This window comes from Chlamydia ibidis 10-1398/6 (assembly GCF_000454725.1).
Taxonomy (GTDB): domain Bacteria; phylum Chlamydiota; class Chlamydiia; order Chlamydiales; family Chlamydiaceae; genus Chlamydia; species Chlamydia ibidis.
In genome coordinates, this window is the sequence record NZ_APJW01000002.1 from 272,945 (window position 1) to 287,070 (window position 14,126).

Below are 14,126 nucleotides of genomic sequence, written 5' to 3' on the forward strand. Positions count from 1 at the left end.
AGTCTATAGGGATTACCTTAGTACTTTTCTACTTCCTCCTTTTGTAATACTAAAATGCCCAAGCCTCCCTTATGCAAAGAATTTCTGGTATCTTAGGAACTGTCCTATCTACAAACCAAGAATCCGAAGAATCTGTAATAGAATTCGTGACTCCCTATAACAAGGCAACTGTAACTGTCTTAGGTAAAATCCCCAAAAATGCTCTTCAAAGGAAAGAGCTGATTAGCCTTTATGGAGTTTGGTGGAACCATCCCACTTACGGTGAATCTTTTAAGGTTTTTATTTGCGATCCACAAGCAGCACCTCATAATCAGGGTATTATAAATTATCTGTCTTCAAAACTAGTTAAGGGTATAGGAGTTAAAACAACCACAAAGATTCTTAAAGAGTTTGGAGAATGTACAGCGGATATTTTAGATTACTCTCCTGAAAAATTAGACAGTATTCCCGGGATTAGTAAAGCACGTTGCACCAATATATGTAGCCAACTCAACGAACAAAAAAGCCTTAGAACCACTTTGTTATTCCTGCAACAATATGATATCCCTATTCACTATGGAATCCGCATTCATAGAAAATATCAAGATCACTCGATCATGAAGATCTTGCAAGATCCTTTTATCCTAGCTCGTGACGTTGATGGAATAGGCTTTAAAACAGCTGATCTAATAGCAATACAGTTGAGGACCCCGTTAAACTCGCCAAACCGTATAGGCGCTGGAATTTTACACTCCTTAAAAGAGCTGCAAGAAGAGGGCCACACATGTTATGCCCTTGATCCTCTAGTACTAATTGTTCATGATCTTTTAAATCAAGATACTCCAGAACTTTTGGTAACCCGAGAGGAAATCCTAGAACAAATTAACACAATGATTAGAAGTAACTTAATCTGCACCCAGAACATAGATGGTATCACTTACGTCTGGACTAGAAGTTTATTTTTTGCAGAAAAAACCATCGTGTCTGACATAAAAAGAATTCTTTATTCTACGAAAAAACTGCGATCCATAGATGAGGATAAAGCAATTTCTTGGGTAGAAGAAAATCTTAATCTTGATCTGGAACACATTCAAAAACAGGCTGTACGTTCTAGTCTGACAAATAAGCTGCATATCATTACCGGAGGGCCAGGAACAGGTAAAAGTACCATTACAAAGGCAATCTTAAAAATTTATGAAAGGCTAACGCATAAAATTATCTTAGCTGCCCCTACGGGAAAAGCAGCAAAACGTATTACAGAAATTACTAATAAAAATGCAGTCACTATTCATGTTTTGCTACAGTATGACTTTTCTTCCGGTACATTTCGTAAATGCCAAGATAATCCAATTGACTGTGACCTTATTATTATCGATGAATCAGGAATGATGGATACTTATCTTCTTCACCACCTACTCCATGCTCTTCCGGATCATGTAGTTTTAATCCTCATAGGAGATGTTCATCAACTACCTAGTATAGGTCCAGGAAATATCTTAAAAGATCTAATTGATTCACAAAAAATAACAGTGAGTACCTTGAGCAAGGTATTTCGGCAGGTACATGATTCTAATATCATTATCAATGCCCATAAGGTAAACCAGGGAGATTTCCCTATTCTATATGGCAACTCTGGACGTAAGGATTTTTTATTTTTTCAACACGAAGATCCCGAAGAAGCATTAAAAAGGGTTGTATCTTTAGTTACAGAAGTCGTTCCTAAAAAATTCCATATTCAACCCAAAGATATTCAGGTCCTTTCTCCAATGAAAAAAGGCATTTTGGGAATACATAATTTAAACTCTGTTTTAAGAGAGGAATTAAACTCCCAAAAAGTTAGGTTTATTGGAAAGCTGCATTCTTACGCAGTTGGTGATAAAGTCATGCAAATACGTAACAACTATAGGAAAAGAGTATTCAACGGGGATATTGGATATATCACTTCTATTGATTTTGGGAATAAACAAATCTTAGTTAAAATTGAAGACAGACTCGTTAACTTCTTATTTTCTGAATTAGACAATCTTATTTTAGCCTACGCGACATCTGTGCATAAGTACCAAGGAAGCGAAAGCCCATGTGTTATCATTCCCATCCATACTTCTCACTACGTAATGCTGTACAGAAACCTTTTGTATACAGCAATCACTCGTGGAAAAAAGTTGGTCATTTTAGTTGGAACGAAAAAAGCTATTAGTATTGCAGTAAAAAATAACAAAGTCCTTCACCGATCCACCGGATTGGTACACGCTCTAAATTCTTTAGAAAAATACCAAATCGCTTAGAATACTATAGCACCTCTAATCTACTATAGTAAACAATAAGGAGGGGGCTGATAACGAAAACGATTCGTTAGTATAATCCAGATAGTTATCGTGCCAAAGATTTTTGATTTTATGCTTATCCCTATCTATCTGATCAAGATCTAAAGATTTAGGATTAAGCATATGCCATATCTCACAAGCAGAATCAGGAAGTATAGGGTATGAAATTAAGGCTAGTAACTTTTGTACATAACAAGTACAAAATAGTATGGTCTCTACACGAGACAGGTCTCCTGATTTTAACACCTTCCAGGGAGCTTGATCATTAACATAAACGTTCCCTAAAGCAGCTAACTCCATGATAGAAGCGCAAGCTTTGCGTAAACTATACTGACTATAATTTTTATAAATATTCTCGACTATCTCTCTTGCAGATGCAAATAATCGCTTGTCAACATTGTTCAAGTGTTGGCAATGATAGCTGAGATGATGTATTCCATTTTTCTGTGCAAATGCTAAAACTCGGTTTATAAAATTACCAAATTTCCCTACCAGCTCGGAATTACAGCGAGTCTTAAAATCCGAGAAACTAAACTCACTATCTGACGTCTCAGGAGCTGTAGCAGCAAGCACGTAACGTAGTTTGTCTAGGGAATAGGTATCCAAGAAACTATCCATGTCTACGTAATTACCTTCAGATTTACTAAACTGGAATCCCTCTAGCAAGTAAAATTCTGAAGAAACTAGGGAATCGACAATCTTATAGTTAATATTCTGTCCCAGAGTCATCGCAGGGAAAATAGCGGCGTGAAAAGGAACATTATCCTTACCTATGAATTGGACATACTCAGTTTCATTATCCAGCCAAAAAGCTTTCCATGCATCAGGAACGCCCCTGGATGCCGCCCAGTCCATAGTTCCACTAATATAACCAATAGGAGCATCAAACCAAACATAGAAAACTTTACCAGGAATATCTGGAACAGGAACTCCCCAAGATAAATCACGAGTAATTGCACGAGGACGAAGATTTTTTATATAATCAACCACAAAATTCCTTACATGATCTCGCAGAGAGCACTGATGAGCAAAATCTAATAGAGGGTCGATCATTCTCTCAAGATGAAGATAGGCATGCTCGGTATCTCGCAAAACTAAAGAAGATCCCGATAATTTTGAACGCGGCTTGATTAAATCAACAGCATCATAATCTGCTCCACATTTTTGGCATTCATCTCCTCTAGCTCTATCAAAATTACACTTAGGACACGTACCTTCAACATAACGATCAGCCAAAAAACGTTTATCTTCTTCTGAATAGAGTTGTTTTGCAACGTGGTTCTCTATAAGTCCTTTTGATTTAAGATGTTTATAAAAGTCTTGAACAACAGCTTTATGAAAAGGATTAGTGGTGCGTGAGAAAAAATCCACCGAAATGCCTAAACGCTGAAATGTATCCTTATGTATTTTGTGATACATATCAACATACTCTTGATATCCCATACCCGCACGTTCTGCATTCAAAGTAATGGCTATACCATACTCATCAGATCCACAGATATAGAGAACATCATCACCCAACAGTCGACGAAATCTAGCATATACGTCTGCAGGCAAATAAGCTCCTGCAATATGGCCGAAATGTAAGGGGCCGTTGGCATAAGGCAAAGCAGAGGTAATCAAAACACGGGAAACCACTATTTCACATCGCTCCATGTATATGCTGAAGGATCTTTTCTTCTTCCAGAAACAGAAGAACCCTCTCTTCGCTTCTCACCATGAGTAGTAACTGTCGTTTGAAATGTTTCTTCAGAAACGTCAGGCTGTATTCCTTCTCTTTCTAGGATATTCAAAGCTTCAATGGCAACATTAGAAGAACGCACATCTCCCTTAGCTATCTTATTTTTAGCCTGCTTAATCGCATAATTTACCAAACTAAACGGACTTTCAAAAAGTAAGTTTAACTTCTCATTGGTTAAACGGTCTTTATTAGTCATAATACGTTCCTATGTTCTTCTGCTATAAAAATACTTTTTAAAGCCTGGTACGTGAGATCCAAATCGTCGTTTACAAGACAATAATCAAATTCATGCGACGAGGTTTGCTCAACCAGGCTGTGCTGCAAACGCTCTTTTCTTTGTTCGTATTGTTCGGACCCTCGCACATCTAATCTTCGTTCTAGTTCTTCCAAAGAAGGAGGGGAAATAAAAATAGAAACAGCACTTATGGATTTCCTGATAGCCAAGGCTCCTTGCACATCAATGACTGCTACAGCATGTTTACCAGATTCCCAAATTTTTTGAATTTCAGATCGACTTGTCCCATAATACTCGCCAAATAAAAAAACCCATTCCAAAAAATCTTCTTGATCCAATGAGCGTCTAAACTGCTCTTGCGAAACAAAGAGATAATCGATACCAGAAACTTCTCCAATTCTAGGAGATCTAGTGGTTAACGAAAGAGTTTTCTGAAAAGAGTTAGGATACTCCCTTTCCAACATACGCACTAGAGTAGTTTTACCAGTGCCTGCAGGAGCGCTGATAGTAAACAACCTAGGCGCACATACCGGCATGTCTGGGGAAAAAGGGGATAGCACGTGCTTTTTCATACAATATTGGCTGCCTGTTTAACGGGAGAAAAACTCTTTCTATGGCAAGCACAAGGACCAAGAGCGTTTAACATAGATAGATGTAAGCGCGTTCCATAGCCCTTGTGTTTGTCAAAACCATAGTCAGGATATATTAAATGCAACTCACGCATAATATCATCTCGATACTCCTTAGCCAAAATAGACGCTGCCGCAATAGATGCTGATTTTGCATCCCCTTGGATAATTTTTTTAGAAGGGAGTTCATGCTGCAGATCCAAACCATCGACTAGTAAAAACTCTGGTTTCAAAGGTAAATTAGCAACAGCTTCAGCCATGGCCTCCTTAGTGGCTTCTAAGATATTTATCTCATCTATTCTTTCTACAGAAACCACACCGATACCACTATAGACATCAGGATCTCTCAATAAAATCTCCCTAATACGGCGGCGCTGTTTAGGAGTGAGCTTCTTACTATCATCGATCTCCGGGAAAACTTTTCCCCTAGGCAAAATACAAGCACCAGCAACCACTGGGCCCGCAAGAGGACCTCTGCCGACTTCATCAACTCCTGCAACGAAGGAAAAGCCCATAGCAAATACTTCCTCTTCAAAGACCATTTTTTCTGAGAATTTTTGCCGTTCGCTAATCGAATCCATGTCCACGTCCATAGATTGGAAATACTGTTAAGTAAAAGATATAACAATTATTTCTTAGCAGGTCTTGCTCCGATATATTCCTTAACCTTAGCAGCTTTTCCTGTTTTCCCTCTGAGATAGTAAAGACGAGCACGAGCCACTTTACCGCGTTTTACCACTTCAATATTCACAATTTTAGGACTATTGAGTAAAAAGCTTTTCTCCATACCTTCACCGTAAGCAACTCGATGTAAAGAGATGGTTTCTCCAGCCCCTCCTCCTCTACGTGCCATTACAGTACCCTGAAAGACTTGTATACGCTCCTTACCACCTTCTGAAATTTTCGTAGCAACACGAATAGTATCTCCAACGTTAAAGTCTGTAAGATCAGATCTACATTGTTCGTTTTGTAATTCCTGGATTAAGTTCCCCATAATGTTCCACCTAAATTCTCTTTGTCTATTTCATCTTATTACAAGAGATTACCCATACATGACCGTCCAAATCGCGAGCCCAACGAATTAAATCAGTCCCTTGTGAATGATCTTCTACAGTTCCTCCTAACATTTTCCATCTCAACAAAAAGATCAAAAAATCCTTCTCTGTTTGAAGACGTATGGAAAAAACAGAAAGATGCTTAATGGGCCCTAATACCTGCACTAAGTTCAAAGCCACAGAAGGAGTCCCAGGAAGCATAAACCTCTCCCCTTGAGATTGCGACAATCTAAAAGCCTTCTTATAAAACCGCTGTGAACACTTAATATCACCGACTTCTAGAATTACCGAACTTTCTTTTACAGCTTCTGATGCATTTATCTTGCTCGTATGGAAATGTTCCCCATCTCTTTCATAGAGATAACGCACATAAAGATCAGGGCGACGCTGACGAGTTCTTTCCAAACTGATACTCTTCTTCCATAATGAAATAGCCTGATGGTTACCCTGAAGAAGAACTTCAGGAACCTCGCGCCCTTCAAACATACGAGGACGGGTATACTGAGGACCTTCAAGAAGACCATCTTCTAAGGAATCAGCGTCAGCACTCTCTTGTTTTCCCAAAACGCCTGGTACAAACCTAGAGAGAGCGTCTATAACAACCAACGCAGCCAAGCCACCATTCGTTAAAACGTAATCGCCTATGCTAATCTCTTCGTCAACTTCACTTTCTAAAGCCCGCTCATCAACTCCTTCGTAGTGCCCACATAGAAAAACTAAATGAGAATATTGCGCCAACTCGCGACTCTTTTCAGCTGTCAAAAGGGCGCCCTGAGGAGATAAATAGATAACTTTAGAACCATTCTTTCGCACACTTCTTATCGCGCGGACTACGGGCTCAGCCATGAGAAGCATCCCCTTACCAGAAAAAGGAACATCATCTACTTGCTTCCACTTCCCTAACCCAAAATCGCGAATATTTCTAGAACGAATACTTAATACACCTTTATCAATCGCTCTCCCTAAGATACTTGTTTTCAAAGGGCTAGAAAAATACTCAGGGAATAAAGAAAGTATGTCGATCTCCATTCCACAAGCACTCTTACTTAGCAGCGACTTGTGCAGTTTGAGCTCTCTTCAAAGCACGACGCTTACGATATGCTCTTCTCTTCTGGCATAAAGCAGTTCTACGAGCTACCTGCTTAGCAACCAGCTCACTATAAACACCTGGGGCTCCCTGCTTGACCAAAGCAGCCGCTTTTTCTGTTAGTTCTGCCCCTTGATTCACCCAGTAAAAAATTCTTTCGCTTTTCAACTGATAGTTTACTGAGCTATGAGGATCGTACCAGCCTAATAACTCTATATACTTACCATCACGAGGAGACTCGACATCAGCAAGTACTAATCGATAAACAACGTGATTTCTGCGTCCTTGTTGTCTTAAACGGATTTTTAACGCCACAGGTTTCCTCCAGACATTTTCTTTCTCATTTGTTCTATTTTATCTTTCGTCATACCTTTAAAAAACTTTTTGGATTGCATCATCTGTTTGCGGAACTGATTTACATCACCGAGAGTTAACCCACAACCGGAAGCTATCCTCTTCATGCGACTCATACTCAAATCCACTTTCTCCTTTCTTTCTTCAGGAGTCATAGACAAGATAATCGCTTCAGTTTTTTTCATATGTTTTTCAGATTGTTCCATCTCCTGATCAGTAGGTCTAGCCCCTCCTAAACTTGGCATCATGCTCATAAGTTTACGAAGTGGTCCCAGACGACGAAATGCCATCATCTGTTTGTGGTAATCTTCATAAGTGAAGGTAGCAGTCATAAGCTTTTTCCCAAGTTCTTCATTTTCTTCTTCGGAAATACACTCCTGCATCTTCTTTACAAAGTGTACCGTATCACCCATACCAAGGATCCGGTCGGCCATAGACTCAGAGTTAAAAGGACGCAAATCAAGAATTTTCTCTCCGCACCCTTCAAACTTTATTGGTTTAGCTAACAAACTTTTCATTGAAAGAACGGCACCCGCACGAGCATCTCCATCAGTCATAGAAAGCACAACACCCGTAAGATCTAACTTGTCGTCAAATGCCTTTGCTGTTGCGACAACATCTTGTCCCATGGCTAGATTCATAACAAATAATCTCTCACAAGCATGCACACACTTCTGGATTTCAACGAGCTCTTCCATAAGAGCTTCATCAACATGCAAACGTCCGGCTGTATCAATCAAAACTAAGTCATGACCATGAGCTTCAGCATACGCTAAAGCCTCTGCAGCTGTTTTTTTTGGATCTTGAAATTCACTTTCATAAAAATCTGCTTGCGTTTGTGAAATCAAATTTTTTAATTGCTCCACAGCAGCAAAACGTTTCAAATCACAAGAAACAACAAGCACTTTTCGAGCTTTTTTCTCTCGAATTAAATAAGCGGCAAGCTTAGCACACGTTGTCGTTTTTCCAGCCCCTTGTAAACCGCAGAACAGAACTACCGCAGGATTACCCTGAAGGACAAGATCTTCGCGACCATCTCGAAGAAGATCAACTAATTCTTCATGTAAGCAACGAATAAACTGCTGTCCAGGAGAAACATCCTTCCAAATCTCGTTGCCAAGAATCTTTTCACGAACCTTAGCAATAAAAGATTTAACAACATGGTAATTCACATCAGCATCAAGAAGAGCCAATCGCACTTCTCTTATAGATTCACAAATATTCTCTTCGGTAATTCTACGTGAAGAAACCAAAGAAGAAAAAACAGACGATAGTTTTTGTGATAATGAACTGATCATCATTCAGAAAAATCAAGAATAATTGCAAAACGATACAGCATTACATCCATGATTTTCAAGAAAAAAAATCCTATCCAATCCCGATAGATCTTGGTAAACTTCTCCAACAACCCCTAAATCAGAAAAAATTTTTTTAACAATCGCTCCTTGTTTGTAACCGATTTCTAACCAAGCTACTCCTTTAGGACGCAGCACAGAAGAAAGTTGACAAGCGATTCTTTCATAAAATTCAATTCCTTTGGATCCAGCCACCAGAGCTTTCCAGGGCTCGTGACACCGAACTTCAGGGTCTGTATGAAAAATTTCATTCAATGCTAAATAAGGAGGGTTACAAACGAAAGCATCTGCCAAATCAGTGTAAGGAGCAAATAAATCTCCCATTAATACTTCCACCGAAAGCTGATTTTTCTTAGCATTGCATTTTGCTAGTTCAACAGCTTTTGGACAAATATCCGAAAGGACTACGTCTAGGTTGGGACAAGCTTTCTTAATCGCCAACCCCAAACACCCACTACCACAACATACATCATAAAAAAGCTGTATTTCAGGATGCCTTCTGATGTATTGAATAATTCTATCTGCAAGTAGTTCGGTTTCCATCCTAGGTATTAACACGTTAGTGTTGACTTCTAACTCTAACTCTAAAAATCGCACTTCTCCGTGAATATAAGCTAAAGGTACATGGCAGGCACGCTTACCAAGACGGAGCCAGTATTCTGATAACTTGGCTGTGGAAATGGAGATTTCAAAAAGCATACACCTAGAAGCTATGCCCAAGCAATCCATTAACAGATACTCAGCCTCCATCCTAGGATTCGCTATCCCATGATAATCCAGGTACTTTTCTGCCTCACTAAGAATCTTCTTTACTTCCATGCTGTAAACGCTGATGATGAGCATGACTGACCAAAGCCGTGGTAATAGCATCCAAATCACCCTGCATAACTTTATCCAAGTTATAGAGAGTCAATCCAATTCTATGATCAGTTACACGGTTTTGTGGGAAATTATACGTGCGAATCCTCTCAGAACGATCTCCGCTACCAACTTGAGATGATCGCATAGCCGAAGCTTCTTTCTGACGCTTTTGCACTTCCGCATCTCGAATACGCGCTTTTAAAATACGCATTGCCTTGGCCTTATTTTTATGCTGACTACGCTCATCTTGACAACTGACTACGACTCCCGTAGGCAGGTGGGTAATACGAACAGCGGAATCTGTAACATTGACATGCTGCCCTCCAGCACCAGAAGCCCGGAAAGTATCTATTTTTAAATCCTTCTCATCAATAACGATATCTTCTTCTTCCGGAGCTTCGGGCAGCACAGCTACAGTAATAGCCGATGTGTGCACACGACCTTGAGTTTCAGTTTCTGGAACTCTTTGCACCCTATGCGTACCAGCTTCATACTGCAGAAAACGTTTTACCGCCCCTCCAGAAATACCCATGACATACTCTTTATATCCTCCAAGATCTGATTCGGAAACTGAAAGAACCTCGCACTTCCATCCCTTGCTGTTGGCATAAAAATGATACATCCTCACACAGTCACCAACAAACAAAGCAGCTTCATCGCCACCGGTGCCGGCTCTCAATTCCATAATAACATTTAAATCATCATCAGGATCAGGAGGGACTAACAAACTTTCGAGAGTTTTATATAACTTTTCGAGATCTACTTTTTCGTTGGCTATGCCTTCTTCTAACATAGCAATCATTTCAGGATCTTTCTCTAACTGCAAGGCTTTACGATCATCCTGAATTATCTTTTCTAACTGAAGAGATTCCTGGTAGACATTTTTAAGCTCTGTAAGACGTGCATGTTCTTTACTCAAAGCACTGTATTCTTTCGGATCATTGAATATATCAGGACTCGAAATCTGAAGCTCGACTTCTTCTAAACGTTTTAAATACTCGAGGATTTTTTCTTTCATGAATTATTGTTCCCTAATGAGCAACCGGACTTTGTCTTATGATAAACACAAAGCCACCCCACTCTAAACCAAAACAAATCACCTAATCTATCTGTTCGCAAAAGAAGAAAACCAAAGAACCTGAGAGAAAGAAACTCACACCCGAACCTCTAAAACAGACAGAATAAGCACAATCTCGACCAAGTCACGCCAAAAGCCGAACCAAATCTATGCCACTGAAAGTACAAAAAGAGCGGAAGACGACTGACAAGACACTAGACTCGCTGCAAATAAAATCCGACTGCTTTTAGAAACAACAGTCGGAAACGAAGAGTTGTTTATTTTTTCTTTTTGCTTACAGCTCTTTTCTTACTTTTAGAAACAACAGCATCCTCACTAACCTGAGTCTGCTGAACAGGAACTTTTAAGCTACTATAGCGCTTCAAGAACTTATCTACACGACCTTCTGCATCCACAAACTTCTTGCTTCCTGTAAAGAAAGGATGAGAAGAAGATGACACGCTTACATAACATACGGGATACTCTTTTCCCTCAAAGACTTCTGTTTTTTCGCTTTGATATGTAGATCCACAAACAAACTTATAACCCGTAGAAGAATCCACAAATAAAACTTGTCGATACTCAGGATGAGTGTTCTTTTTCATATTGACAACTCCAAAATCACCGTCTTAGTATATAGAAAACACACGACGACACACTAAAGGAAGAGTCTACTGAAACCGACCATGAAAAAGCAAGAAAAAACACTGTTATCAGCTCTGTTTCAAAGGCTTTTTATTATAATAACGGTTTCATTACCCTGTTGTGCTGAAGCAAGTAATTTCTTGACAATTAAAAATCAGGTATTTTTTGCTCACACAGGCGACTACGTAGTATTTGCAAAAGGCTCTCAAAGGTTCTTTCTCGCTGTCAAATCTGTGGACAATACGGGTGCATGGATAGAATTAATAGAATTTCCATCTTTGTGCTATACGGATCGATGTCTACTAGAGAATGGTTCTTGGAAACTTCTTGTCCATCAACTGACTTCGCATAAAAAAGTGTTTTTAATTCACCTCCCCAAAAATGAAGCCCACTCTGTATTCTCTTTAGACCAGGAATCTAATGTTTGGAATTTCACTTCCCCCGGGGCCGCTCCTATTTTTTTAAACACTCTTCTATCACTCGAACTATCTCCAGCACCACAACAACTAATAAAAACACAAGGAAAAGATAGAAGACCCTGGTCACCAACTGTTTCCGTACAAGGGGAAAAGACATCTAATCTCTCCGCTCAAGCATGGCATGCTCTTTGGCCGAAAGGTTCTTCTCTCCTGTCTGACAAAAATGTTTTAATATATTTCACGTCTACAAGTATATCTCCCTTCCCTCTATGGATAAGTATAGAAACATCCAAGGGCCACATTATCGTCAGAGCAATTGAACTAGGAAAGGATATAACATCCCCCTACCCATCAGCTAATCTAACTACGAAAAATCCTTCTAAAACCTGAAAAAGCAGGGGCCTTGCGATTTTGTACCGCATTGGACTATAAAGGATGAACTTGATTTAAAAATAACATATATAATCTTCAGTAGGCATCCCCATGAGGCATCCTCTTTCTTTGAATAAGAGTCGTCAAATTCTTCGCTCCTCTTTTAAGCTGTTCAAAAGCAAGAAACTATCAAAATTACCAGACACACATGTTCGTTTAGGAAAATTACTTGAACAGCTGGAAGATGCCATATTTCAACAAGATCAAGAACTTGCTTCAAGCCTCGCCGAAGAAGTTCAGCAAATATCTAGAGGGATTCCTTTAACTTTTTCAGATAGAGCTCTTGAAGTTATCAAGGCCTTATTATTCGCAGCTACCATAGCCTTTGTCATTCGGCAATTTTGGTTTGAACTTTATGAAGTTCCTACAGGTTCTATGCGACCGACTATCCTCGAACAGGACCGGATTCTCGTATCGAAAACTACATTCGGCTTACACATCCCTTTCAAAGAACAGCCTTGGGGATTTAACCCTAAATCCATTACACGTGGTGGATTGGTTGTGTTTACAGTTGGTAATCTACCCATTCCAGATTCAGACACAAAATATTTTGGCTTTATTCCTGGAAAAAAACGCTATATCAAAAGGTGTATAGGGAAACCCGGTGATACTCTATATTTTTACGGAGGAAAAATATATGGAGTTGATAAGGATGATAAGCCCATCCAATTTCCAACCGAGTATGGATTGAATGAGTTATATCATGTGCCCTATATTTCTTTTGATGGCTCCACAGAAATAACATCGCATGAGAATACGGCTGAAGTATACTTTAAGCAAATGTACCAACCCTGTGGAAAAATTTCCTTACCTCAGACATCTTACGGACAGTTTTTCCATAAAAATTCCTGGACCGATGATACTCCGGATAAATTAAAAGAGCCTCATACTACTCCTGTTAGCTACGCAGACCTGTTTGGAATTGGAAACTATGCCATGGTTAGAATTCTTACTCATAAACAAGCCCTGCTTCTGCACCACATTATAGAACAACCATCATCAGCATATTTAGAAATATGCCATACTCCCAATGTTTCTTATCCTAAACCAACTATACACCGTTACGGACAAACTCTGATACCAGCAATCAGACCGATGACTGCCCTACTCCCTTTACGAAAGGAACATATACATCTGATTCGCAATAACCTCACTACTTCGAGATTTGTTGTCGAAGATGGTTTGGCTTACAAATATCATCCGTTTTCAGCAAGACAATCTCACTCGTCTAAAATATTCGCGCTATCTTTCCCTGATATTCCCAATGGGTGCTATGAATACTGTAAAGGCCAAGCTTACAAAATAGGATTCGGAGGAATACGGCATAAGTTAAAATCCTCACACCCTTTAATGCAGCTAACAGATACGAAAGTTATCGAATTATTCAATTGCGGGATTAATTTTAATTCTATTTTCTCACCAAATAATCCAAAGCAGTCCCCTCTTCCTAATCGGTACGCATTCTATAATCAAGGTAATCTATATATTATGAACGCTCCGGTTTTTATTAAAAATGACCCTTCTTTACAGAAATTTACAGAATTAGAAAAACACAGGCAAAGTGCATCTAGAAATGCTGAACCATACATTGCCTTCATTGATCGCCCTATTCTACCAGATTTAGAACAAGATTTTATTGAGTTTGTTAAAAATTTTGGAATACGCGTACCAGAAGACCATGTATTAGTTTTAGGTGATAATTATGCAATGAGTGCTGATAGCCGAGAATTTGGTTTTGTTCCAGTGAAAAACCTTTTAGGAGCCCCCTTATGGACGTTTTGGCCATTTGGCCATTTCAATCATCTAGCAAGTGTACCTGCACCTACTACATTCCCTGGTTATCTTGTTAACGGGATAGCTATCTGCTTGTTCCTAGGATTGATTGGACGTTGTTACTACCAACGAAAACGTAGATTCTTCCGGAAATACAATTAAAGAGGGTTACTAACACCC

Annotated in this window: 14 protein-coding genes; 3 read left to right on the forward strand and 11 right to left on the reverse strand. The window is 39.3% G+C overall.

What is annotated here, in order from left to right:
• The first annotated feature begins 71 nt into the window (after nucleotides 1–71).
• Nucleotides 72–2,264 (forward strand): SF1B family DNA helicase RecD2, encoded by a 2,193-nt coding sequence (gene recD2 / locus H359_RS03240; protein ID WP_020370249.1) that lies wholly within the window; start codon nucleotides 72–74, stop codon nucleotides 2,262–2,264.
• A 15-nt stretch (nucleotides 2,265–2,279) separates the two neighbouring features.
• Here recD2 and metG read toward each other — a convergent pair whose 3' ends face one another.
• The 11 genes from metG to H359_RS03295 all read right to left on the reverse strand — a co-directional run bounded on the left by metG (nucleotide 2,280) and on the right by H359_RS03295 (nucleotide 11,282).
• Nucleotides 2,280–3,944, reverse strand: coding sequence for a methionine--tRNA ligase (gene metG, locus H359_RS03245; protein WP_238318212.1), 1,665 nt, complete (start codon nucleotides 3,942–3,944; stop codon nucleotides 2,280–2,282).
• Nucleotides 3,941–4,240, reverse strand: a complete 300-nt coding sequence (locus H359_RS03250) for a hypothetical protein (protein ID WP_020370251.1) — start codon at nucleotides 4,238–4,240, stop codon at nucleotides 3,941–3,943. The genes metG and H359_RS03250 overlap by 4 nt, the downstream gene beginning before the upstream one ends.
• Entirely contained in the window at nucleotides 4,237–4,851 is a 615-nt protein-coding gene (gene gmk / locus H359_RS03255; RefSeq protein ID WP_020370252.1) for a guanylate kinase, read from the reverse strand. Before gmk ends, H359_RS03250 begins: the two co-directional genes overlap by 4 nt.
• Nucleotides 4,848–5,489 carry a ribonuclease HII gene (locus H359_RS03260; protein WP_020370253.1) on the reverse strand — a complete coding sequence of 214 codons (642 nt, stop codon included), beginning with the start codon at nucleotides 5,487–5,489 and terminating at the stop codon, nucleotides 4,848–4,850. The genes gmk and H359_RS03260 overlap by 4 nt, the downstream gene beginning before the upstream one ends.
• Nucleotides 5,490–5,536: 47 nt before the next feature.
• On the reverse strand, nucleotides 5,537–5,902 hold the full coding sequence (rplS, locus tag H359_RS03265) for a 50S ribosomal protein L19 (protein ID WP_020370254.1): 366 nt from the start codon (nucleotides 5,900–5,902) through the stop codon (nucleotides 5,537–5,539).
• Between the two features lie 25 nt (nucleotides 5,903–5,927).
• Complete coding sequence (trmD, locus tag H359_RS03270) at nucleotides 5,928–6,992, reverse strand: tRNA (guanosine(37)-N1)-methyltransferase TrmD (RefSeq protein ID WP_020370255.1); 1,065 nt, start codon at nucleotides 6,990–6,992, stop codon at nucleotides 5,928–5,930.
• A gap of 13 nt (nucleotides 6,993–7,005) precedes the next feature.
• A complete protein-coding gene (locus H359_RS03275) occupies nucleotides 7,006–7,365 on the reverse strand; it encodes a 30S ribosomal protein S16 (RefSeq protein WP_020370256.1) in 360 nt (119 codons plus the stop codon).
• Nucleotides 7,356–8,702, reverse strand: a complete 1,347-nt coding sequence (ffh, locus tag H359_RS03280) for a signal recognition particle protein (RefSeq protein WP_020370257.1) — start codon at nucleotides 8,700–8,702, stop codon at nucleotides 7,356–7,358. Before ffh ends, H359_RS03275 begins: the two co-directional genes overlap by 10 nt.
• A gap of 12 nt (nucleotides 8,703–8,714) precedes the next feature.
• The gene (gene prmC, locus H359_RS03285) at nucleotides 8,715–9,578 is read right to left on the reverse strand and encodes a peptide chain release factor N(5)-glutamine methyltransferase (RefSeq protein ID WP_035392067.1); all 864 of its coding nucleotides are present in this window, start codon (nucleotides 9,576–9,578) and stop codon (nucleotides 8,715–8,717) included.
• Nucleotides 9,556–10,638, reverse strand: coding sequence for a peptide chain release factor 1 (gene prfA / locus H359_RS03290; protein WP_020370259.1), 1,083 nt, complete (start codon nucleotides 10,636–10,638; stop codon nucleotides 9,556–9,558). Before prfA ends, prmC begins: the two co-directional genes overlap by 23 nt.
• A gap of 317 nt (nucleotides 10,639–10,955) precedes the next feature.
• A complete protein-coding gene (locus H359_RS03295; protein ID WP_020370260.1) occupies nucleotides 10,956–11,282 on the reverse strand; it encodes a type B 50S ribosomal protein L31 in 327 nt (108 codons plus the stop codon).
• A gap of 81 nt (nucleotides 11,283–11,363) precedes the next feature.
• Between H359_RS03295 and H359_RS03300 the strand changes: the two genes are divergently transcribed.
• Together H359_RS03300 and lepB are read left to right on the forward strand one after the other, a co-directional pair.
• Entirely contained in the window at nucleotides 11,364–12,131 is a 768-nt protein-coding gene (locus tag H359_RS03300) for a hypothetical protein (protein ID WP_020370261.1), read from the forward strand.
• 93 nt (nucleotides 12,132–12,224) lie between these two features.
• Nucleotides 12,225–14,108, forward strand: a complete 1,884-nt coding sequence (gene lepB, locus H359_RS03305; protein ID WP_020370262.1) for a signal peptidase I — start codon at nucleotides 12,225–12,227, stop codon at nucleotides 14,106–14,108.
• The last annotated feature ends 18 nt before the right edge of the window (nucleotides 14,109–14,126 follow it).

Bases quoted from the DNA above. Each gene is read 5' to 3' on its own strand.
- prfA (WP_020370259.1), bottom strand. From the start codon at position 10,638: ATGAAAGAAAAAATCCTCGAGTATTTAAAACGTTTAGAAGAAGTCGAG.
- H359_RS03260 (WP_020370253.1), bottom strand. From the start codon at position 5,489: ATGGATTCGATTAGCGAACGGCAAAAATTCTCAGAAAAAATGGTCTTT.
- H359_RS03300 (WP_020370261.1), top strand. From the start codon at position 11,364: ATGAAAAAGCAAGAAAAAACACTGTTATCAGCTCTGTTTCAAAGGCTT.
- recD2 (WP_020370249.1), top strand. From the start codon at position 72: ATGCAAAGAATTTCTGGTATCTTAGGAACTGTCCTATCTACAAACCAA.
- H359_RS03295 (WP_020370260.1), bottom strand. From the start codon at position 11,282: ATGAAAAAGAACACTCATCCTGAGTATCGACAAGTTTTATTTGTGGAT.
- ffh (WP_020370257.1), bottom strand. From the start codon at position 8,702: ATGATCAGTTCATTATCACAAAAACTATCGTCTGTTTTTTCTTCTTTG.
- gmk (WP_020370252.1), bottom strand. From the start codon at position 4,851: ATGAAAAAGCACGTGCTATCCCCTTTTTCCCCAGACATGCCGGTATGT.
- rplS (WP_020370254.1), bottom strand. From the start codon at position 5,902: ATGGGGAACTTAATCCAGGAATTACAAAACGAACAATGTAGATCTGAT.
- H359_RS03250 (WP_020370251.1), bottom strand. From the start codon at position 4,240: ATGACTAATAAAGACCGTTTAACCAATGAGAAGTTAAACTTACTTTTT.
- trmD (WP_020370255.1), bottom strand. From the start codon at position 6,992: ATGGAGATCGACATACTTTCTTTATTCCCTGAGTATTTTTCTAGCCCT.
- lepB (WP_020370262.1), top strand. From the start codon at position 12,225: ATGAGGCATCCTCTTTCTTTGAATAAGAGTCGTCAAATTCTTCGCTCC.
- prmC (WP_035392067.1), bottom strand. From the start codon at position 9,578: ATGGAAGTAAAGAAGATTCTTAGTGAGGCAGAAAAGTACCTGGATTAT.